The 19,582-nt window shown below is 45.6% G+C and carries 17 protein-coding genes and 1 pseudogene; 2 read left to right on the forward strand and 16 right to left on the reverse strand.

From position 1 onward, the window contains the following. Positions 1–4 precede the first annotated feature (4 nt). The 8 genes from P253_RS11645 to hcaE form a co-directional block, all read right to left on the reverse strand. On the reverse strand, positions 5–1,054 hold the full coding sequence (locus P253_RS11645; RefSeq protein WP_005182011.1) for an MBL fold metallo-hydrolase: 1,050 nt from the start codon (positions 1,052–1,054) through the stop codon (positions 5–7). A 183-nt stretch (positions 1,055–1,237) separates the two neighbouring features. Next, entirely contained in the window at positions 1,238–2,146 is a 909-nt protein-coding gene (locus P253_RS11650) for a DMT family transporter (protein WP_016659599.1), read from the reverse strand. A 312-nt stretch (positions 2,147–2,458) separates the two neighbouring features. After that, on the reverse strand, positions 2,459–3,688 hold the full coding sequence (gene hcaD, locus P253_RS11655; RefSeq protein ID WP_016659600.1) for a 3-phenylpropionate/cinnamic acid dioxygenase ferredoxin--NAD(+) reductase subunit: 1,230 nt from the start codon (positions 3,686–3,688) through the stop codon (positions 2,459–2,461). Between the two features lie 4 nt (positions 3,689–3,692). Next, complete coding sequence (locus tag P253_RS11660) at positions 3,693–4,658, reverse strand: 3-carboxyethylcatechol 2,3-dioxygenase (RefSeq protein WP_005182005.1); 966 nt, start codon at positions 4,656–4,658, stop codon at positions 3,693–3,695. A gap of 67 nt (positions 4,659–4,725) precedes the next feature. Then, positions 4,726–5,541: a 3-phenylpropionate-dihydrodiol/cinnamic acid-dihydrodiol dehydrogenase gene (gene hcaB / locus P253_RS11665; protein WP_005182001.1), complete on the reverse strand. Its 816-nt coding sequence runs from the start codon at positions 5,539–5,541 to the stop codon at positions 4,726–4,728. Between the two features lie 2 nt (positions 5,542–5,543). Next, positions 5,544–5,870 (reverse strand): 3-phenylpropionate/cinnamic acid dioxygenase ferredoxin subunit, encoded by a 327-nt coding sequence (hcaC, locus tag P253_RS11670; protein ID WP_005181999.1) that lies wholly within the window; start codon positions 5,868–5,870, stop codon positions 5,544–5,546. Continuing rightward, positions 5,870–6,388 (reverse strand): 3-phenylpropionate/cinnamic acid dioxygenase subunit beta, encoded by a 519-nt coding sequence (gene hcaF, locus P253_RS11675; RefSeq protein WP_005181997.1) that lies wholly within the window; start codon positions 6,386–6,388, stop codon positions 5,870–5,872. The genes hcaC and hcaF overlap by 1 nt, the downstream gene beginning before the upstream one ends. Next, the gene (gene hcaE / locus P253_RS11680) at positions 6,385–7,752 is read right to left on the reverse strand and encodes a 3-phenylpropionate/cinnamic acid dioxygenase subunit alpha (protein ID WP_005181982.1); all 1,368 of its coding nucleotides are present in this window, start codon (positions 7,750–7,752) and stop codon (positions 6,385–6,387) included. Before hcaE ends, hcaF begins: the two co-directional genes overlap by 4 nt. A 284-nt stretch (positions 7,753–8,036) precedes the next feature. Here hcaE and hcaR point away from each other — a divergent pair, with 284 nt between their 5' ends. Both hcaR and P253_RS11690 read left to right on the forward strand, forming a co-directional pair. Then, positions 8,037–8,936: a DNA-binding transcriptional regulator HcaR gene (gene hcaR, locus P253_RS11685; protein WP_005181980.1), complete on the forward strand. Its 900-nt coding sequence runs from the start codon at positions 8,037–8,039 to the stop codon at positions 8,934–8,936. A gap of 306 nt (positions 8,937–9,242) precedes the next feature. Then, a pseudogene (locus tag P253_RS11690) lies at positions 9,243–9,919 on the forward strand (DUF1345 domain-containing protein). A 75-nt stretch (positions 9,920–9,994) separates the two neighbouring features. Here P253_RS11690 and P253_RS11695 read toward each other — a convergent pair. The 8 genes from P253_RS11695 to P253_RS11730 all read right to left on the reverse strand — a co-directional run bounded on the left by P253_RS11695 (position 9,995) and on the right by P253_RS11730 (position 19,358). Further along, on the reverse strand, positions 9,995–10,855 hold the full coding sequence (locus tag P253_RS11695; protein WP_005181976.1) for an alpha/beta fold hydrolase: 861 nt from the start codon (positions 10,853–10,855) through the stop codon (positions 9,995–9,997). A 282-nt stretch (positions 10,856–11,137) separates the two neighbouring features. Next, positions 11,138–12,409, reverse strand: coding sequence for an OprD family outer membrane porin (locus P253_RS11700; RefSeq protein WP_016659602.1), 1,272 nt, complete (start codon positions 12,407–12,409; stop codon positions 11,138–11,140). A 300-nt stretch (positions 12,410–12,709) separates the two neighbouring features. Beyond that, positions 12,710–13,735 (reverse strand): IS30-like element ISAba125 family transposase, encoded by a 1,026-nt coding sequence (locus P253_RS11705; RefSeq protein ID WP_016659603.1) that lies wholly within the window; start codon positions 13,733–13,735, stop codon positions 12,710–12,712. 350 nt (positions 13,736–14,085) lie between these two features. After that, positions 14,086–15,105, reverse strand: coding sequence for a 4-hydroxy-2-oxovalerate aldolase (gene dmpG, locus P253_RS11710; protein ID WP_005181971.1), 1,020 nt, complete (start codon positions 15,103–15,105; stop codon positions 14,086–14,088). Positions 15,106–15,116: 11 nt separating this feature from the next. Further along, positions 15,117–16,013 carry an acetaldehyde dehydrogenase (acetylating) gene (locus P253_RS11715; protein WP_005181969.1) on the reverse strand — a complete coding sequence of 299 codons (897 nt, stop codon included), beginning with the start codon at positions 16,011–16,013 and terminating at the stop codon, positions 15,117–15,119. Positions 16,014–16,049: 36 nt separating this feature from the next. Beyond that, positions 16,050–16,847, reverse strand: coding sequence for a 2-keto-4-pentenoate hydratase (locus P253_RS11720; RefSeq protein ID WP_016659604.1), 798 nt, complete (start codon positions 16,845–16,847; stop codon positions 16,050–16,052). Between the two features lie 537 nt (positions 16,848–17,384). Further along, positions 17,385–18,053: an HAD-IA family hydrolase gene (locus P253_RS11725; protein WP_016659605.1), complete on the reverse strand. Its 669-nt coding sequence runs from the start codon at positions 18,051–18,053 to the stop codon at positions 17,385–17,387. Between the two features lie 336 nt (positions 18,054–18,389). Continuing rightward, a complete protein-coding gene (locus P253_RS11730) occupies positions 18,390–19,358 on the reverse strand; it encodes an RluA family pseudouridine synthase (protein ID WP_016659606.1) in 969 nt (322 codons plus the stop codon). Positions 19,359–19,582 lie beyond the last annotated feature (224 nt).

Consider the following 19,582-nt stretch of genomic DNA (forward strand, 5'->3'; position numbering starts at 1 on the left):
AAACTTAAACAATCAGCTTCTTGCCTTCGCGAATGCAATAAAACGGATTCATCAGTTTTGAGGATTTACGCATGGCATTTTGCAAATCGACTTCCGGCTGTTCACGGCCTTCATCGGTGAGCTGGAAGGTACGGTAATGAATGGCCAGCGAACATTTGGAATGCAGGTCTTTATGCGCCTGAAAAGCATCTTCCGGATTCATGTGCATATAGCGCATCAGGTCCCGTGGCTCATAGGCACCAATCGGTAATAGTGCAATCCGCGGTGCGCCAATACGGGCATGGATTTCCTTAAAATGCGAGGAATAACCGGTATCTCCGGCAAAGAAGCAGTGATCTTCACCATGCAGAATCGAGAAGCCACCCCAGAGGGCACTGTTCTGGTCGCGCATACCACGGCCTGAACCATGCTGCGCCGGAATATAGACCAGTTTTAATTCATTAAATAGCGCCGATTGCCACCAGTCCATTTCCACCACATGAAAGTTTTTTGGCAAATACCAGCTGTTGCCCAGTCCGGTATAAATTGGCATGGCAAAACGGGCATGTAACCAGCGCAGGGTGGCCAGATCCATGTGGTCATAATGGTTATGGCTCAACAGCACCGCATGAATGGTCGGTAACTCTTCCAGGGCAATTCCAGCCGGGCAAATCCGTTTCGGACCTCTGCCCTGCTGCGGTCCGGCATATTCACACCAGACCGGATCGGTCAGGAAATTATAGGGGCCAATCTGAATCAGAACGGTAGCATGCCCTACAAACCAGATCTGCCAGTCATCCAGGCTGGCATTCGGACGTTCCTGCGGAATCGGACGCTTGCCTTCAGCGGGCTGCTCTGGTGTGTTTTCTGCGGTCCAGCTATTGCGTTTACGCTGTAACAGCCATTTCAGCAAATCACTGCGGCTACGCCCTTCGGGTGCCGGCACCGGATTGAAAAACTGGGCACCGTTATAATGCCGGGAAGGTAAAAACTGCAAAGCAGGCTGACGCCAGGCGTGTGACCAACATGTTTCGGTTGGTAGCTGAAAATGCTTAGGTTCCGCGTTTTGATTCATGTCAGTCCGATAAAAATTGAAGCACGTAGAGCAAATCCTGTGATTTATTAAGTCTTCATTACACAGGACAGCAAGTGCCGATGCAATATGCATAGTATCCAAAATTGTGGAATATTTTGTTTTATGTTTTTGTTGTTTTTAGCAAAAGCCAAAACAGCAGGAAGCGCATGGCTTCCTGTGCTGTCACCATTTAGAAAAATACTGACGCTGCCAGTCTTTCCAGAAATACATCACAATGCCCAGCATCACCACCGCAATCCCGGCCACCGCATGTGCACTGATATGCTCATGATTCAGAGTCGCTCCGAGTACCAGTGCAATAATCGGGGTCATCACATTGCTTAAAGAGACAGTGGACGCAGCCAGACGGCGAATCAGCCAGAAATAACACAGCATCGCCACAATCGAAGACATGATCATGGTAAACAAAAAGCCAATCATGGTTTGCATGCCCGGCCATTCGGTTGGCATATGTGACCAGATGAATGGCAACATCAGCATTGAACCCAGTGCCGAGACCAGCAAGGAACCGGTGGCCTGTGACATCGGACTCAGTGGTGCATTAATCTGCTTGACCCAGAAAATCGAGCTGATATACGACACCATGCTAATTAACATCAGCACAATCCCAATCGGGTTGATCTTGCTGTCTGCCGAGTCGGCAAAGACATAACTCAGCCCGGCCACCGCCACCGCCATGCCCAGCCATTGCAGGGCCACCAGTTTCTGGGTTTTTAAAATCACATGGCCAATTAAACCGGCAATAAGCGGGGAAAAACCAAAAATCAGCGCCATTAAACCCGAAGTCAGGTAATTGGCTGCCAGATAAATAAACAGCTGCGCACCAATCAGGTTCAGGCTGCCCGCCACATAACTTTTGAGTGAGGTTTCATCCAGCGGCAACGGATCACGCATCAGTTTCAGTAAAAACAGCGCAATCAGCGAAGCCCCGAAATAGCGGATAATCAGCACCCACATGGGATGGACTTCTTCCACACTCCACACAATCGCCAGCGGCGTGGTGGCCCAGATCAGCACCAGCAAGGCATAGATACTGGCGGTAACGATCATGGGAGATGAGTTTGAACTCATAGACAACTCAACTAAATTTGAAAACCATAAAATGAAGGCATCTTTATTCAAACCCATCTTGAAATAATGAGAATGACGACCTGAATGTCACCACGGAACGAAGAGAGACGCCCAAACAATGAAAAGAGTTTTGCCCTGCGAACTCAAAAATAAATTTTGAGGATTCTTATCAGCTTTAAAAAGTAAGACCTACCGACACAAAGTCATGTACAAATCACCATGCACATTGTGCTCATGTCTCGACATTAAAATAAAACAGCCATAAAAAAGCAGACCAAAGTTACCCAAGGTCTGCCCTGCCGTATCGCCGGATTATTTTACCAGCTTACGAAGATCCTGACTCAGATCGAGATATTTGTCAGCCTCAAAAGCCGCCTGTTTGCTGATCAGCTTTTTCAGGTGACGCATATCTTTGGCTGCATTCACGGTAATCCCGCCAACGATCACGCCATCGGTGACACCAAACAATACGAATGATGATTCAGCACGCAGTTCAGGTTTAATCTCGCCACGCACATGCCATTCAGCCGCTGCCATATCACCAACAAACTGATAGTTGATGTCCAGCTGATCGGTCCAGAACCAGGCCGGGTTTGCCGCTGGATGTTCAACGCCCATCACGTGACGCGCGAAGATACCCGCTTGCAGGTTGGCATTTTCCCAGGTTTCAACGCGGCGGTGGTTACCACAGTCACGCAGTTGCGTGGCCACGTCACCGGCTGCATAAATATCCGGATTTGAGGTCTGGCAGTTTTCATTGACTTTAACCGCAAAGTCCGCATCCAGACCGGCTTCAACGGCCAGCTGTGCATTCGGGATAATCCCGATCCCATAGACCACAGCATCTGCACGCAGCTCTTCACCGCCTTCCAGTGTTACCACAATTTCTTCGCCATCCAGCTTGCATTCTGCAATCTGGGTCGACAGGCGTACATCAACACCGGCCAGTTGTTGCTGCTCCAGCAGGAACTCGCTCAGGATGCGTGGTGATGAACGACCCATCACCATTGGACCCATTTCAATCACGGTCACTTTACATTCTTTAAAGCGTGCGCTTGAGGCAAGCTCCAGACCGATGACACCGCCACCAATCAGGATGATACGGCGGCCCGGCTGTAATACCGGCACCAGCGCTTGTGAATCTTCCAGGTTACGCAGGGTGTACACGTGTTTACCCAGCGCATCGAAGTTGGGTAAACGACGCGCTGCACCACCGGTGGCCAGCAGTAACTTGTCATAAGCAACGACATCACCGTTTTGCAGTTCAACCGTTTTTGCCTCGGCATTGATTTTGGCCACACCGTTACCACGGATGGTTTCAACGCCCAGTTCCGCCAGTTTTTCTTCTGACAGAATTTCGATTTTGGTTTCGGCTGGTTTGAGAATCACATCTTTAGACAAAGGTGGACGCTCATACGGCAAATGGGTTTCATCCCCGATCAGGGTGATTTTGCCTTCGTATTTGTTGCCACGTAATTCCAGAATTGCGCTGGCACCGGCCTGACCTGCACCGACAATCACGATGCTGTTTACATTGCTCATTCAGTTAACCTTTTAATTCTGCAGAAACGATACCGAAACCGGCAATCCACTCGCTGATTTCTTCATAGCAGTGGGTGGTCATGTCATATTCGCCCAGCTCATGCAATGCAGCAAATGCCGCCATCCATGAACGGACTTCCTGACCGCCACGGCCGCCATCACGACGGATTTCCGCTTCAGTCATGGCTTCCAGTGCTGCGAAATCTGCCTGCTTGAATTTCTCCAGCAAAGCGATATCCCATTCCGCATTCAGCGGGACTGCCACAGAAGTATCCCCCGCGGCCAGCTTCTGACCCACGGCAATAATTTTTGCCTGACGGGCTTCACGGGCTTCCGGGGTCGGGTTACGACCGGCAATCAGGAATTCTTCCACTTCTGGTGGTACCGAACCCATTTGCGGGGTTGGTGGATCGTGAGACAGACCACCCGTACCCAGAACCAGTACGCGTTCGTTTTCAAGATTCAGTGACTTGATAAACTGACCGACCGCACGACCTAAAGCGATGGTACGTTTGGTGGTTGGCATTGGTGCAGCTGCACCATTAATGAAAACTGGAATAGTAGGATAACGATCGAGCTGACCACCACACAGGAAATGTAATGGCTGGGTCACACCGTGGTCGGCCTGCATACGATACGAATAGGCCACATCCACGCCTTCATCGAGGACACGGCGAACCAGATTGAGTGCAGTTTCTTCAGGCACATCAATCTTGTTGTTGTCTTTACCATAGTCCCAGTCACCTGCTGCAGTGGCACGAATACCCACACAGAAACTTGGCATCAGGTCATAGAAGAAACCATTGAAATGGTCTGGACCAAAGGTAATGATCAGGGTTGGATCGTAGGCTTTGACTTCCGCAGACAGTTTTTCAAACGCCTGACGAACAGCTTGTTCTTTGCGTTGTTCTTGCGGAGTGGCAAACTCCATTAAAGGACTGTGCGATGCACAAATAAGTTTAACGGCCATGTGTGACTCCTAAACGGAAGGCAGCCAAAAGGCTGCCGGGTTAGTCCATTATGTTTTAAGGCGTGAATTACTCGTCAAAGAAACCGGCACGTGGTTGACGTAAACCACGAATGCCCAAGCCACATTCCGCGTTAATCAGCACGCCGGTCAGTGGACGGTTGTTTTGACGTGAAGCCAGCAGCACATATGAACCGGTCATATCTTCTGGTTCTGGCAAGAAGTTCAGTGGCATACCACGGGCAATTTTCTCAGGATCACGTGCATCGAGCAGGCCAACATTTTCCTGACCGAGTGATGCCGCGCCTTTGATATTCACATTCATGGCAGACGGTGCCACGGCATTGACACGAACTTTTGGCGCTAATTCATAGGCCAGTTCTTTCATGATGCCTACACCGGCATGTTTGGATGCGGTATAAACAGGACCACCGCCCGATGAATACAGCGCAGAGTTTGATAAAGTGAAGATAATTGAACCTTCAGACTTGATCAGTTCGTCTAGCGCTGCTTTGGCACCCAGGATCAGCGACTTGGTATTAATGCCCATGATTTCATCAAAGGCTTTATCCAGTTGCTCACCCGAGGTGTTGACGATATCGGCATAGTGATCCCAGATACCGGCATTACCCACAAAACAGTCAAGCTTGCCAAAACGCTCAACGGTCGCTTGAACAGCACGGACATTGTCTTCATAGTTGGCAACATCACCAGCGATTGCAAGAATTCGGTCACCGAAGTGTTCCTGTAAAGCATCAACTTTAGACTGAGAACGCTGAAGAACGGCCACCTGTGCTCCTTCTTCTAAAAAACGCTCAACCAAAGCCCAGCCTAAACCCGAACCACCACCAGTGATGAGTGCAACTTCGCCTTTTAGCCAACCCATGATTACTCTCCTGCCATCTCTACGTATAACGCGCCATCTTCAACAATCACTGGGAATGTCTGGATTGGATCTGTTGCTGGCAAGCATAGTGCTTGACCAGTTTTCAAACAGAAACGTGCAGAGTGCAGCGGACATTCAACTGTACCGTCGTCTTCCAGATAACCTTCAGACATCGATGCATTACCATGTGAACAGCGATCATTCATTGCGAAGAATTCACCGCCATTGTTGAATACTGCCAGCGCATCGATACCGTTTACGCCGCAGTCCACTTTCAATGCTTCGCCTTCGTCAAGCTCGTCAACTTGGCAAACAAAAATCTTATTCATTAGAAGAACACACTCAGGTTATGTGAGTTATAGGTAACTTGGTCAAGCGTGATCTTACGGTTGAAGATCTGGAAGCCTAAGCCGCCTTCAACTTTACGGATCTTGTCATGACGCTTACCACAGTAAATCGTAACGTCTTTCTCTTTTTGGGTACGGTACAGTAAATAAGTCACGTACACATCGTATTCGCCTTCTACTTCAGACGCTTCAACAATCACGTTAGACACCATGTGAGTCGTACGTGATGGAGGCTCTTCTGCCCAGGCCATACCGGTTTCAAGACGGGCAACACGACGTTCCAACAGATCTTTCGTATCGTTGAACACCCAAGTCGTCGGTGGTTCAACCGAACGACGACGGTCACGGGTTTGTGCGTTTGGTGTGGTACGTAGCGTATAAGAAATATCTTCAGCTAGCGTGTCTAACCACTCGCGGAATTTCCAGTCATCAAGAAGCTTGGCTTCTTGATACAGGAACTGACTGATCTGGTGATGAAGTTCTAAGCTGATTTGACTCATTTCATAAGCTCCTTCTCGTATTCGTCAGCCGCTTTTTCAACGTCTTCCCATTTTTCATGGATCAATAAATCTGCCCAGCGACGGTACATACCGCGTGCTGCAGTTTCAGAGAAAATGTAGTTGGTGATGCCCGGGATACCATCTTCACGTACTTTCTCGTTGCCTTTACCCATCTCAACGATCAATTTGTTTTGACGTGCTTTATAACCACGTAAAACTTTCTGAATCTCGATCCAGTTCTCAGAGTCATCTTGCTCCAGGAAGCCGGCAGGACCGAATGCACGCGTTGCAGAGCGTTCAAACGCTTCTTTCACTTCTTGAGACGCTTCAGCATCGGCAATACAGAATGCCCAAACTTCAGTTTTGTTTGGACCACGTGGGTGCCATACGCGAAGTGTTGCAGTACCGTTCAACCAAGACAGTGTCGGGAACATGGTGTTGTGACCTGCAAGACGCAGCGCACGTACTTCACCTAGACGCTCTTTTACTTCTTCATACGTTTCGCGGAAGTAGTTGGCCACTTCACCGTCAACCCAAACGTTTGCATCTGGTTTCTCTGTGAAGAAGAAGCCTGAACCGTGACCACGTGAACCGTATTGCAGTGCATCTTTTGCAGTTTCCCAAACTGGACGAGCCGTTTGAGCAGCACCTAATTTCTTGGTTGATTCGTCGTCTGGTTTCGCGCCAAGTACCTGAATCGCAGATGCGTGAGAGAACAGGGCGTGGTATTGGTCAGATGCAAACTGTTCAGCTGCAAATTTCCAGTTACACTCGATTTCCCACTTGTGTACACCACCGATGATTTCAGTACCACCTGGACGACGGTCTACAACGCCATCAAGATACCAAGCGATATCACCCATGTATTCTTCTAGATCTGGTGTGGTTTCATCCCAGCAGCCGAATACCAGGCCTTTGTAAGACTTCACACGGTTTACTTCAACCAGACCCCATTGCTCTTTACATGCACCATGCGGGTAAGCACGATCTTCAAGCGGGATGTCTTTTAAAGAACCGTCAATACCGTAAGACCAGCCGTGGTATGGGCAAGTGAACGCACGGGTATTACCACAGTCTGCGAAGCTTACGCGCATAGAACGGTGACGGCATTGGTTTAAGAATGCTTTGATCGAGCCATCTTTTTGACGTGCCACAATGATCGGATCTTCACCCATATAGGTATTGAAGAAGTCGCCCGCCTTAGGAATTTGGCTTTCATGGCAAAGGAATAACCAGGTACGACCAAATACACGTTCAAGTTCTAACTCGTAGATATCTGGATCAGTATAGATAGATGGCGTAATACGTCCATTTTGTGCATCGACTAAAGCGTCGATTTCGCGCACATCAATTTTTCCACTCATTGAAAGCTCTCCTGTGACCGACACAACGGCACAAAATAAATAGACTCAACTTTGCATGGATAATGATTTTTTAGCGGGGTTTAGTGAAATATTTTTTTTGTTTTAATTAAGATATTTTATCAATTACTTATCGCTTATTTCTCTTTATTAAAGCATTAATAAAATTTGAAAGCCTATTTATTTCCTAAATGGCAGAATAATCTTCACCTAATAGTTGATTATAGATTATACTCTTAAGACATGATAGTTAGACATTTTTTGAATTAATATTTTGGAATGGGTTTATGGAATTACGTCACCTTCGCTATTTCATTACCGTGGCTGAAGAACTGAACTTCAGTAAGGCTGCCTTGAAGCTCTACACAGCCCAGCCTTCTTTAAGTCAACAGATTAAAGACCTCGAAGAAGACGTTGGCGTAAAACTGTTACACCGGACCAAACGTAAGGTCGAACTGACAGAAGAAGGCGCAGTGTTTCTGGAACAGGCGCGCTTAACCCTGGCTCAGGCCGATAAAGCCGTGGCTATGGCGCGTCAGGTGTCCCAGGCCAAACAGCAGATGCTACGCATTGGCTTTGTACCGGTCGCGGAAATGAAGATTTTCCCGTATGTATTACCGAATCTGCGCGTACAGAACCCCGATCTGAAAATTGAATTGCTCAGTATGAACAACAATGATCAGATGAAAGCCATTAAAAAAGGTGAACTGGACATCACCTTTACCCGTCACAACTTTAACAGTGATGAAATTGAAAGCCAGTTCGTGCTGCGCGAACCACTGATTTTCATTTTGCCAAAAGACCATCCACTGGCCAAATACGAACGTATTCCGGTCAAAGCCCTCAACGGTATTGATTTTATTATTCCGGCCGCCGAGCAGTCGCAGAATCTGCACGACATGATTCTAAACTTTGCCAAGACCAATGGTATTGAATTTAATATTGTGCAAAAAGCCGACAACATCCTGTTCAATATCAACTCGATTGGTATGGGACTGGGTTGTACCATTTTGCCGGGCTACATTGCCCCGCTGACCATGAACAACACCATCATCCGTCCGCTGGATATCGAACTGCCTTATCTGGACCTGTATGTCAGTTACCGCAAAAACAGCAACTCGCCATCGGTCGACAAGTTTATGGAACTGCTGACCCGGGTGTTTTACCTGGATATTAACCGCGATTAAGCCACGCTTTGGCTGACTGCCTGTAAGCATCATTATTTCGAGACTAAATAATGGTGCTTTTTTTATGGCCAATTTGCCGACTTTTTAATCAGATTAGACTTAAGTCGCAGGCTTTTTTGCACCATTTTTTATCATTTTTGCACTTTTACGACTTTTTCTCTGCTAGCCGCACAGATTTATTTTCAGCCGCAAACTACAACTTAAGTCTAATAAGCTAGACTACAGTGAAGTGCCGCTATGTTCTGCCCCTGAAGCAGGATGCTAGGCATGCTTTTATCTGTCATGGGCCAGATCAAAGGAATAAGAATGATAAAAACACCGTTTAGCCATATTAAAACCGGGATGCAGTCTCATCCTTATTTTTTATCAGTTTTCTGATCACCACGGTGCTGTACGGTATTTTTCAGTGCTTGAGCCCGTGGACCTGGTCGACCTGCCTGCTCATCAGCTGGAATATTGCCGTGTCCGGCTATCTGCTCTTTACCCTGCTGAATTTCTGGCACAGTGATCATCAGCATATTCTGCAACGCGCCCAGCAGCAGGATGCCAGTAAATGGCTGATTCTGTTACTGCTGTTTCTAACCCTGGTGATGTGTTTTATTGCGATTATTGTCGAGATCAACTTATTTGCCCAAACCGACTTTGCACGCATGGGGCATTTTCTGCTGGCGATTACCACTATTTTATGTGCCTGGCTGTTTATGCATACCATTTTTGCGATTCACTATGCGCATGACTATTATCTGGCGCTGCAACAGCATCAGGCAGGTGGGCTGGAGTTTCCGAAAACCCCTTACCCGACCTATCCGGATTTTCTCTATTTTAGTTATGTGATTGGCACGTCGGCACAAACCGCCGATGTCAGCATCAGCTCACGCGCGATGCGTATCCTGAACACGCTGCATATTGTGCTGGCCTATATGTTTAACACCACTATTCTGGCGATTTGTATTAATCTGGTGGCCAGCTTTATTCAGCACTAAACCGGTTGAGCCAGAAATTCCGCCCATAAAAAAAGGATGGCCTGTCACCATCCTTTTTTCGCTTTTATCACCGGCTTATTTTACGCCGTGCGCCGCCAGGTAGTTTTTAATAACTGTGTTGAACTCATCGGCTTTTTCAACTTGTGACCAGTGACCACACTGGCTGAAGATGTGTGCATCTGCATTTGGCACCACATTCAGGATGTCCCAGGTACGGGATACTGGAATCACCACGTCTTGAGTACCATGAATCAGAAGTACAGGTACGGTGATGTCTTTCATTTTTTCGAAGTCTAACGGGAATTCGAAACGGTCACGGTCACGCGCACCCACCACGTCCATTAAACGGTCAGATGCATAGTCATTTGCAGCCGAGTCAAAACGGACTTTCACCAGTTCGTCTGTAATCAGGTCTTTGTTCACCACGAACATAGACAGTGTCTTACGGATACCTTCTTCAGTCAGTACTGGGTTCGCGTGCGCTTTCAGTGCCGCAGTTTGCTTGGCACCACCGGTACCCATAGACACGATACCCAGAACGCGCTCTGGATAATCCAGTGCCAATTGAAATGCCAACCAGCCACCTAAAGAGTTACCCACCAACCAGGTTTTCTCGATACCTAAAGCATCTAAGGTACGGATTGCGTGATCAACCCAGGCACGGATCCCGTATTGGGTACCCGGTGCAACAACGGTTTGACCATAACCAATGGTATCAATCGCGATACAACGTGCCTGTTCACCAATTTGTGGCAGGTTTAACCACCAGTTGGCCGCTGCAGATACACCCGTACCTGAACCGTGCAAGAACAGAATTGGCGTACCTTCACCAATTTCATGGTAATGGGTGAGTTCGCCTTCTGCGGTTTCAATCCATTTATCTTCTAAGCCAAAGAATGAATCTGTTGTATAGTCAGGGATTTGGACAGTGCTCATACTTACTCCTCATACAGTCTTTAGCTTGCGTTTCCCTCAATCTTGGAAGGTCTGGACGTCAAGTGACTCGTTGAACATGCGTTTTCTATAGGCTTATATTAACCGCTCCTGCGCTTTCAACTGATACAAAATTACGATTTTAAGCTACAAAAAAACGATTATTTAAGCCATTGTTTTTAAACATTTTAGTTAATTTTAAATCCTTATTTTTATTAGGACTTTCATCTGTTTTTATATAAAAAAGAGCAGCTGGAGGTGCAGCTGCTCTTTGATCTTGACCAATTAGAATGTATAGGTATAGGTCGTCGCGATACGGTGTTCTTCTAGATCGTTACCACCTGAGATATTGTCATAGTTGGTATCAATAAACATGTAGTTGAAACCTAAACCTTTTAGCTTACCTTCTGGTACCACATAGTTCACAATCAGGTTGTTTTCATTTTCTTTGCCACGCGGTTCGCCTGCACCATTATCGACATCCCAACCACGGAAATGACGTGCAGTTGCGGTTAAACCTGGTACACCCACATCAGCAAAGTTATAGGTATAACCCAAGCTCCATGATTTTTCATCTTTACGGATAAAGCTTGCCACCGACCAGTTGTCTAGATAAGGCTGTGGTACCCAACCACCCAATGTCGGGAACATTGGCGCTTTGTTACCATGCTCTCCAAACATTTGCTGGTAGCCTAATTGTACTGTGTGCATACCATGGTTGATTTTTGCACCTGCAGACACGGCCTGGCTGTCAATCTTGCCATACAGCTGGTCACCCGATTCGCTGTTGTCAAAATAACGTACATGGGTGTCTAACTTGGTGTTTTCAGCCAAGGTCGTTTTATAGTTTACAGCGGCATAATGCTGTTGGTAGATGTTGGTGACATCTGCATACCAGTAACTACCCCCCACTTTTGGGGTAAATTGGTGGTCAATCCCGGCAATATACATACCGTCATCTGTACTGACTGCTGTCGCAAAGTTGTTTTGCGGAAATAAGCTCAGGTCATGATATTGATTTTCATAACGTGCATTAATGCCATCAATATAAGCCAGAGTTAACTTGGTATCTTTCAGGTCTTTCGACTCTAACCAGGCACCACTATAAGTAGTCAGTAATTGGCGTGATGGATCAAAGAATACTACTGGTGACATTGGTAATAGATCACCAACCTTCAACTCTGTTTCAGATACTTTAACTTTTAAGGTTGCACCAACTTTACCAAAATGATCTTTAGATTCTTTGCCATCGTGAGGTAACACCCAATCCGGATTTTGATCACGACCATTGAGCTTAACTGCATGTTGAACCAGTACATCTGCTCCAATTTGCACGCCACCACCAATATCATGATAACCAGACTTGGCATCCAAAGTTACCGCCTGTGACCATGAACCAAAGTTCAATTCTGGTTTATCTTGATACTGACGATCTAAATAGAAATTTTTAAATTTAAGTTGAACATTGCTGTCATCAATAAAATCTGCATATGTAGCAGAAGTTCCTAAAGTTGCTGTCGCAGCAAGCATTGCTATCCATAATTTTTGACGACGCATGGTAAGTTTTCCCATTCAGCAGATAAAAACAATGCCGTCATCATGCGTAAGCATAATCAAATAGAAAATCCGACCACAGTATTAAACATTTATCGGTTTGGGCATTTTTTTGATTTCACAGCGCTTTTTTTATTTTTTTAAGATATTTCACCAATCATTTCCCTGCTAAATACTCTCCACCCTGTAAATATAAACCCCTGTTATTCATATTATTTTTCACTGTATTTTTTATTTATTCTGAGTTTTTAGGCTTTATTTATTGATTTTAACATTAACACTTTAACTAATAGCTTGGCGAATTCAAACATGAGGTGCGACAGTTTGAAAAGTCTTATGATAATCAACAAGCTGAGCAAACTTCTCTAATGGTGTAAGCCAATCTAACGCTTTTCTAGGACGAGTATTCAGTGACATGGCAACTTGATTTAAATAATGCTGATCTGCCTGATTTAAATCAATTCCTTTAGGTAAATATTGCCTAATTAAACCATTCATATTTTCGCATGTGCCTTTTTGCCATGGTGAATGTGGGTCACAGAAATATACATCTATGCCTAAATCTTCTTCGAGTATTTTATGTTCTGACATCTCACGTCCACGGTCATAGGTCAACGTTTTACGCAGTTCTGCAGGTAAATATTTCAGAGCTTCAGTTAAAGCCTTGCGCACTGATTCTGCCTTTGCATCAGGTAATGTTGCCAAGATACAGAGCCGTGTATTTCGTTCAATAAGTGTTGCTATCGAACTTTTATTGTCTTTACCTTTAATTAAATCAGCTTCCCAATGACCCGGTATTTTTCTTTCTTGAACTTCGGCTGGGCGCTCATGAATAGTTTTAATATCCTGTAATATAGAATCTTTTTTAGGTTCACCGTTAGCTTTTCGCTTTTTATTTTCATGACGCAGACAGGATAATAAGTCTTTTTTCAACTCACCCTTTGGTAATGCTCGTATAGTTGAGTAAATCGTTGTATGGCTTACATTCATTGTTTGATCCAAATCAGGAAATGTCTTTAAACGCTTCGATATTTGCTGAGGAGACCATAAACAACGGATCGCTTCAACAATAAATTTCCAGAGGATTGAATCGATTTTGAGTTTTCTGTGACCACGTTTACGTCTAGCGAAGGTGTTATCAGAAGCATATCGAGCTTGATAAACGTCATTGATGCTATTTCTTTTAAGCTCACGATAGATCGTACTAGGATGTCTTTTAATGAGTTCAGCAAATTTTCTGGCTGAAAAGCCTTCTTTTCTTGACTCAAGCATTAATGCAGTACGATCTTCAAAGTTAAGATGATGGTATGACAATTTTATATACTCCATAAACCCTTTAAATTAATTAGGTGGTTTATGTCGCACTTCAAGTTTTACTCTGCCCTTTTAACTATCAGTATTATTTATAAAAAATTTAATATTTAAAACAATTCAGCTTTTCCCCTAATTTAAATCCCTTAGCTTTCCATTCCTCCTTCTCCATCCTTTTAAAATAAATCTCGGCTGATCATTTAACAGATTTTTTATATAAAAATAAGATGCATCTTAAATGTATTGAGCTGTGTGCTTTTAAATCCGGATTTATTTTAAAGTGATCGTGAGTCAATCAATCACACCAATAAAAAAGCACCCCAAATATATTTGGAGTGCTTTGTTTAAGCCAGTTTTAAAATTAAAACTTAAGCTTGCATTTCACGTGCTTTAGACATGGTCAACGCCAAGTCTTCAATCATGTCTTCCTGACCACCGACTGTACCACGGCGACCCAGTTCCATCAGGATTTCACGCGCAGACACGCCATATTTCGCTTCAGCGCGTTTTGCGAACAACAGGAATGAAGAGTAAACACCCGCATAACCTAAAGTTGCCGCATCACGGTCTGCACGAATTGGGTTGTGCATCATTGGAATCACAAGGTCTTCAGCAACGTCTTGTACTTTGAACAGGTCAACGCCTGTATCCATACCCATACGGTTCGCTACAGCAATGAACAATTCAAGTGGTGTGTTACCCGCACCCGCACCAAGACCTGCAGAGGCCAAGTCCACACGTACTGCACCTGCTTCAACCGCAGCAACCGTATTTGATACACCCATACCTAAGTTGTGGTGACCGTGGAAACCGAGTTCGATGCTTGGGTCAAGGTGTTGACGCAAGTGACCCACGCGGTCTTTCACGTCTTGAGGAAGCATGTAACCTGCTGAGTCTGTGACATAAATACAGTTTGCACCGTAAGACACCATCTTCTGCGCTTCTTCTAAAAGACGCTCAGGAGAAGCCATGTGAGCCAGCATTAAGAAGCCCACAGTGTCCATGTCGAGTTTACGAGCAGCAGTGATGTGCTGTTCAGAACAGTCCGCTTCTGTACAGTGTGTTGCAACACGAATCGTTGATACACCAATTTCATGCGCCATTTTCAAATGATCAACTGTACCGATACCAGGAAGAAGCAGTGCAGACACTTTCGCATTCTTCATACGTGGCACAACAGCAGACAGGTATTCTTCGTCAGTAGCAGCAGCAAAACCGTAGTTGACTGATGAACCACCAAGACCGTCACCGTGGGTCACTTCAATTAAAGGTACGCCTGCATCATCTAATGCTGTTGAAATGGCAATCATTTGCTCAACAGTGGTTTGATGGCGCTGCGGGTGCATACCATCACGTAAAGTCATATCATGAACAATAATCTTAGACATGAGGTTGCTCCTTAAGCTTCAGCAGTGTTGAAAACGTGTTCAGCAAACATTTCTGCAGTACGTGCAGCAGCCGCTGTCATAATATCCAGGTTACCTGCATATTTCGGCAAGAAGTCACCTAAACCTTCGACTTCTAAGAAGATCGAAACACGGTTACCGTCAAAAATAGGACCGTTTACCAGTTTGTAACCTGGTACATATTTTTGCACTTCTTTAATCATCGCATGTACAGATTCAGTGATCGCAGCTTGATCTGGCTCACCTTCAACTAAACAATGTACTGTGTCACGCATCATCAGTGGTGGCTCAGCTGGGTTAATGATGATGATCGCTTTACCTTGTTTCGCACCACCAACTTTCTCAATTGCACCTGCAGTAGTACGGGTAAATTCATCAATGTTTTTACGCGTACCTGGACCAACTGATTTCGTCGATACCGTTGCAATGATTTCGCCATATTCAACCGGTTGAACGCGAGAAACCGCAGCAACCATTGGAATGGTTGCCTGACCGCCACACGTTACCATGTTGACGTTTGGCACTTCACCAGCCGCAAGCAATGCTTCCAGGTTGACAGGTGGTACGCAGAATGGACCAATTGCAGCCGGTGTTAAGTCAATCATTAACACGCCAAGTTCATTGAGCTTGCGGCTGTTTTCTGCGTGTACGTATGCAGACGTTGCATCGAATGCAATTTTGATGTCATCTTCGATTACGTGAGGAAGAAGACCATCTACACCTTCAGCCGTGGTTTTTAAACCCATTTTCGCTGCACGCGCCAGACCTTCAGATGTAGGATCAATACCCACCATCCATACTGGCTCTAACCATTCGCTGCGTTGTAATTTGTAAAGCAAATCAGTACCGATGTTACCTGGACCGATCATTGCACATTTAATCTTTTTCATGAATGTACTCTCTTAAAATTCTGATCAGGTTGGGGCTTATTCAGCAGCGAATGCCGCTGTAACTGAACCAAAGCCTTCAATTTCAACTTTGAATTCATCGCCTGGTTGCGCCACAACCATTGGCCCTAACGCACCTGTTAAGATGATGTCGCCTTTTAACAATGGACGCCCACGACGTACCATTTCATCTGCCAGCCAGACTGCAGCATTCAATGGGTTGGCTAAACAGGCTTTACCCACACCTTGAGAAACCACTTCTTCACCGCGGGTCATGACCATCTTGCAATTCACAAGATCCAGGTTTTCCAGTTTTACCGGTTGAGAACCCAGTACAAACGCCGCTGAAGATGCGTTGTCTGCCACAGTGTCAATCAGGCTGATTTTCCAGTTTTCAATACGGCTATCCACCACTTCTACTGCTGGCAGTGCGTAGTCAGTTGCACTGATAATGTCAGCATAGGTGTGTTTTTCTTTGGTCAAATCTTCTTTAATGACCAGTGCAATTTCTGCTTCAACTTTCGGTTGAATCAGCAAACCTGCAGGAATGGCTTCACCATCACCATAGGCCATATCTGCAAACAACATACCGAAATCTGGCTGATCAACACCCAGTTGTGCCTGAACTACCTTCGAGGTCAAACCAATTTTGCGACCTACTAAACGGCGGCCTTCTTTCAACGCGTGTTCGGTATTTACTTCTTGAACTGCGTACGCGATATCTACATCAGCAGATTCACCGCCTAATTGTGGGCGAATCGGTGCAATCGCAGTTTGTGATAATTCAGCATCTCTTAACGCTTGAGCAACTGATGCAACAACAGCAGAATTCGACATCAATGTTTCCTTAAACTGCAAAAATTGGGCTTATGCTGTTGACTAGATTTTCCGGCATGCAGCTGAACATCGGCCGATATAGGGGGGACTGATCAGAGCGGCAACAGGCTGTTGCTGCCGATCTCTAGCAAACGCGCATAGATATAAACTGATTTAGAATCGGAAAAATGGACTTTTTATGCCAATACTTATTTTATTTTTTACAATAGCTAGAACCTATAACACAGCCACAACTCAACCGACACGAAGCCCCTGATAGCTATAGATTTCCGAGTATTTCTATCCACTTTTTAAGAAAATCTGGATGAGAAGTTTCAGCGCTTAAGGCTTCGGTATTAGACGATTTTATCAGCAGCTTTTAGAGGCAATAAGGCTGCACAGTGTTTATACAGCCTCTAGAACAGAAAAAGAAAGACGAAACTTTGCAATCACGCAACATGCCCAGGCAGAGATCAATATAAGAAGGAAGAAAATAAACTCTTGAATAAAAGAAGAAGCGGCAAGAGGTTCACTTCTTCTGAAAAGATGCTCTCCCACCTAGATGGCCTGTTTCATTTGTACCTGCTGTAACAGGAACTGATGCAGGCTGCTGACATCCCCGGCAATTTTTAGCGGTTGAAACAGCTGTAACACTTCGACCGTATGTACCCCATAGCTGACACCCACACGCGGCATGGCAATAGCCTGCGCCATTTCCAGATCATAAGAGGTATCGCCGACCATAATTGCCTGCTCAGGGCGCACCCCGGTTTCTGCCAGAATTTCTTCTAACATTAAGGGATGCGGTTTAGAGCGGGTTTCACTGGCGGCACGGGTCGCAGCAAACAGATTCATACTTTGAGTCTGCTGCAATACACGATCTAGGCCTTTACGACTTTTACCGGTAGCCACCGCGAGTTTTACCCCGGCATTCTGTAAATCATCCAGCATCGCCGCCACACCATCAAACCAGACATCGGTTTTGGAGTTGGCTACATAGTGCTCGGAATAGCACTGTAAAATCTCGCCATGCAATTCCGGCACCATCGGGAACAAACGCTGCGCCACTTCAGGCAGGCCCAAACCGATAATGCTTTTGGCTGCTTCATCGGTTAAGGGTTGCTGAAACTGCTGTGCAGCGAACTGTAAACTCGCCACAATTTGACCGACTGAATCAAACAAGGTGCCATCCCAGTCGAAAATGATGAGTTCTACAGCTGTGTTCATATATGGTTTCCTCGATTTGATTCAGTTTAAATCCACCCCGACCCTCCTTTAAAAAAGAGGGAGAGCTTCATTAGAAAATAACTTTTATTGCAAGATCACAACAGATATTAATTACCCAACGGCGACATCCATGTCACCTTTCACACATTTCGGATGCAGATATCATTTACTATCGCAACGCTCCCTCTCCTTTCTTAAAGGAGAGGGTTAGGGAGAGGATTTTTCCGAAATTTAATCTCCCCCTTTCGGAACAATGTTCCTCATCTTTAATTTTAATAAAGAGGGAAATTTCCCACTTAAATAAAGCAAGACGAACGAGAATTAAAAAGCCAAAGATTACTCATCATCTTCTGCAAGCGTTACCACCTTATCCGCCTTCTGCGCTCTTAACTGCGCCACCAGACTCTGCATATCTTCAGGCAATGGTGCTTCAATGGTTGGATAACCCGGAATCTCCAGACGCATGGCGTGCAAGCATAAACGGCGTGGTTTAGGCCCGCGATATTCGGTTTCATGACCGTATTTTTCATCGCCCACCAGCGGATGGCCAATACTCAGACCATGCACACGAATCTGATGGGTACGTCCAGACAGCGGCGATGCATAGACCAGTGTGGCATGCATAAAGCGCTCTTGCACATTCCACTGGGTTTTCGATTCTTTACCTTCTTTAGACACACGCACGCGACGTTCGCCATTGGCCAGCTCATAACGATGTAAAGGTGCATCAATCAGCTGTTTGTCCAGCGTCACCTGTCCTTTCACCACCGCAGCATAGGTTTTACGGATTTTGTGTTCGCGCAGCATGTCCTGCAAGGTTTTTAATACGCTGCGTTTTTTCGAAATCATCACCAGACCCGAAGTATCGCGGTCAATGCGGTGAATCAGCTCCAGATATTTTTTCCCGGTGGCGGCGCGCAAGCCTTCAATCAGGCCATAGGCCACACCACTGCCCCCATGCACGGCAATGCCCGATGGCTTGTTCACCACCATCAGCCCTTCATCTTCATAGATGACCCGGTTCAGCAAGCCTTGAGCAACTTTGTCCGACACCGGCGCCGGGGTATCATCTTTCTGTTCAAAACGGATTGGAGCAACCCGGATCTGATCGCCAATATTCAGCTTGGTTTCGGCTTTGACCCGTTTTTTATTGACCCGCACCTGACCTTCACGAATCAGACGGTAAATCCGGCTTTTGGGCACGCCTTTTAAACGGCTAAACAAAAAGTTGTCAATCCGTTGCCCCGCTTGATGCTCATCGACTTCAAACCAAGTGACACTTTGCCATTGTTGGGTAGAATTCATACAGTTACGACGACCTAAAAAAATACTAAAATTGATTAAAAACTGATCACTTAGGCTATGCTTTACACAAGAAACATAAGCTTAGCCCATAGGCAGATGATGCAAGGTTTGATATAGTCAGCGCACGGAAACCATCGTAAGTGGGTAAAAGTTGGGTCATTTCGGTTTTTACTGAAGTTGATTATTCAATCAAACACTCCACTAAACACGTAAAGGTCCCAAAA

This window comes from Acinetobacter indicus CIP 110367, assembly GCF_000488255.1.
Lineage (GTDB): Bacteria > Pseudomonadota > Gammaproteobacteria > Pseudomonadales > Moraxellaceae > Acinetobacter > Acinetobacter indicus.

Bases quoted from the DNA above. Each gene is read 5' to 3' on its own strand.
- hcaC (WP_005181999.1), bottom strand. From the start codon at position 5,870: ATGAATAAGATTTTTGTTTGCCAAGTTGACGAGCTTGACGAAGGCGAA.
- P253_RS11725 (WP_016659605.1), bottom strand. From the start codon at position 18,053: ATGAACACAGCTGTAGAACTCATCATTTTCGACTGGGATGGCACCTTG.
- hcaR (WP_005181980.1), top strand. From the start codon at position 8,037: ATGGAATTACGTCACCTTCGCTATTTCATTACCGTGGCTGAAGAACTG.
- P253_RS11645 (WP_005182011.1), bottom strand. From the start codon at position 1,054: ATGAATCAAAACGCGGAACCTAAGCATTTTCAGCTACCAACCGAAACA.
- P253_RS11660 (WP_005182005.1), bottom strand. From the start codon at position 4,658: ATGGCCGTTAAACTTATTTGTGCATCGCACAGTCCTTTAATGGAGTTT.
- P253_RS11705 (WP_016659603.1), bottom strand. From the start codon at position 13,735: ATGGAGTATATAAAATTGTCATACCATCATCTTAACTTTGAAGATCGT.
- hcaB (WP_005182001.1), bottom strand. From the start codon at position 5,541: ATGGGTTGGCTAAAAGGCGAAGTTGCACTCATCACTGGTGGTGGTTCG.
- P253_RS11720 (WP_016659604.1), bottom strand. From the start codon at position 16,847: ATGTCGAATTCTGCTGTTGTTGCATCAGTTGCTCAAGCGTTAAGAGAT.
- P253_RS11700 (WP_016659602.1), bottom strand. From the start codon at position 12,409: ATGCGTCGTCAAAAATTATGGATAGCAATGCTTGCTGCGACAGCAACT.
- P253_RS11730 (WP_016659606.1), bottom strand. From the start codon at position 19,358: ATGAATTCTACCCAACAATGGCAAAGTGTCACTTGGTTTGAAGTCGAT.
- P253_RS11650 (WP_016659599.1), bottom strand. From the start codon at position 2,146: ATGAGTTCAAACTCATCTCCCATGATCGTTACCGCCAGTATCTATGCC.
- hcaD (WP_016659600.1), bottom strand. From the start codon at position 3,688: ATGAGCAATGTAAACAGCATCGTGATTGTCGGTGCAGGTCAGGCCGGT.
- hcaF (WP_005181997.1), bottom strand. From the start codon at position 6,388: ATGAGTCAAATCAGCTTAGAACTTCATCACCAGATCAGTCAGTTCCTG.
- hcaE (WP_005181982.1), bottom strand. From the start codon at position 7,752: ATGAGTGGAAAAATTGATGTGCGCGAAATCGACGCTTTAGTCGATGCA.
- P253_RS11695 (WP_005181976.1), bottom strand. From the start codon at position 10,855: ATGAGCACTGTCCAAATCCCTGACTATACAACAGATTCATTCTTTGGC.
- dmpG (WP_005181971.1), bottom strand. From the start codon at position 15,105: ATGTCTAAGATTATTGTTCATGATATGACTTTACGTGATGGTATGCAC.
- P253_RS11715 (WP_005181969.1), bottom strand. From the start codon at position 16,013: ATGAAAAAGATTAAATGTGCAATGATCGGTCCAGGTAACATCGGTACT.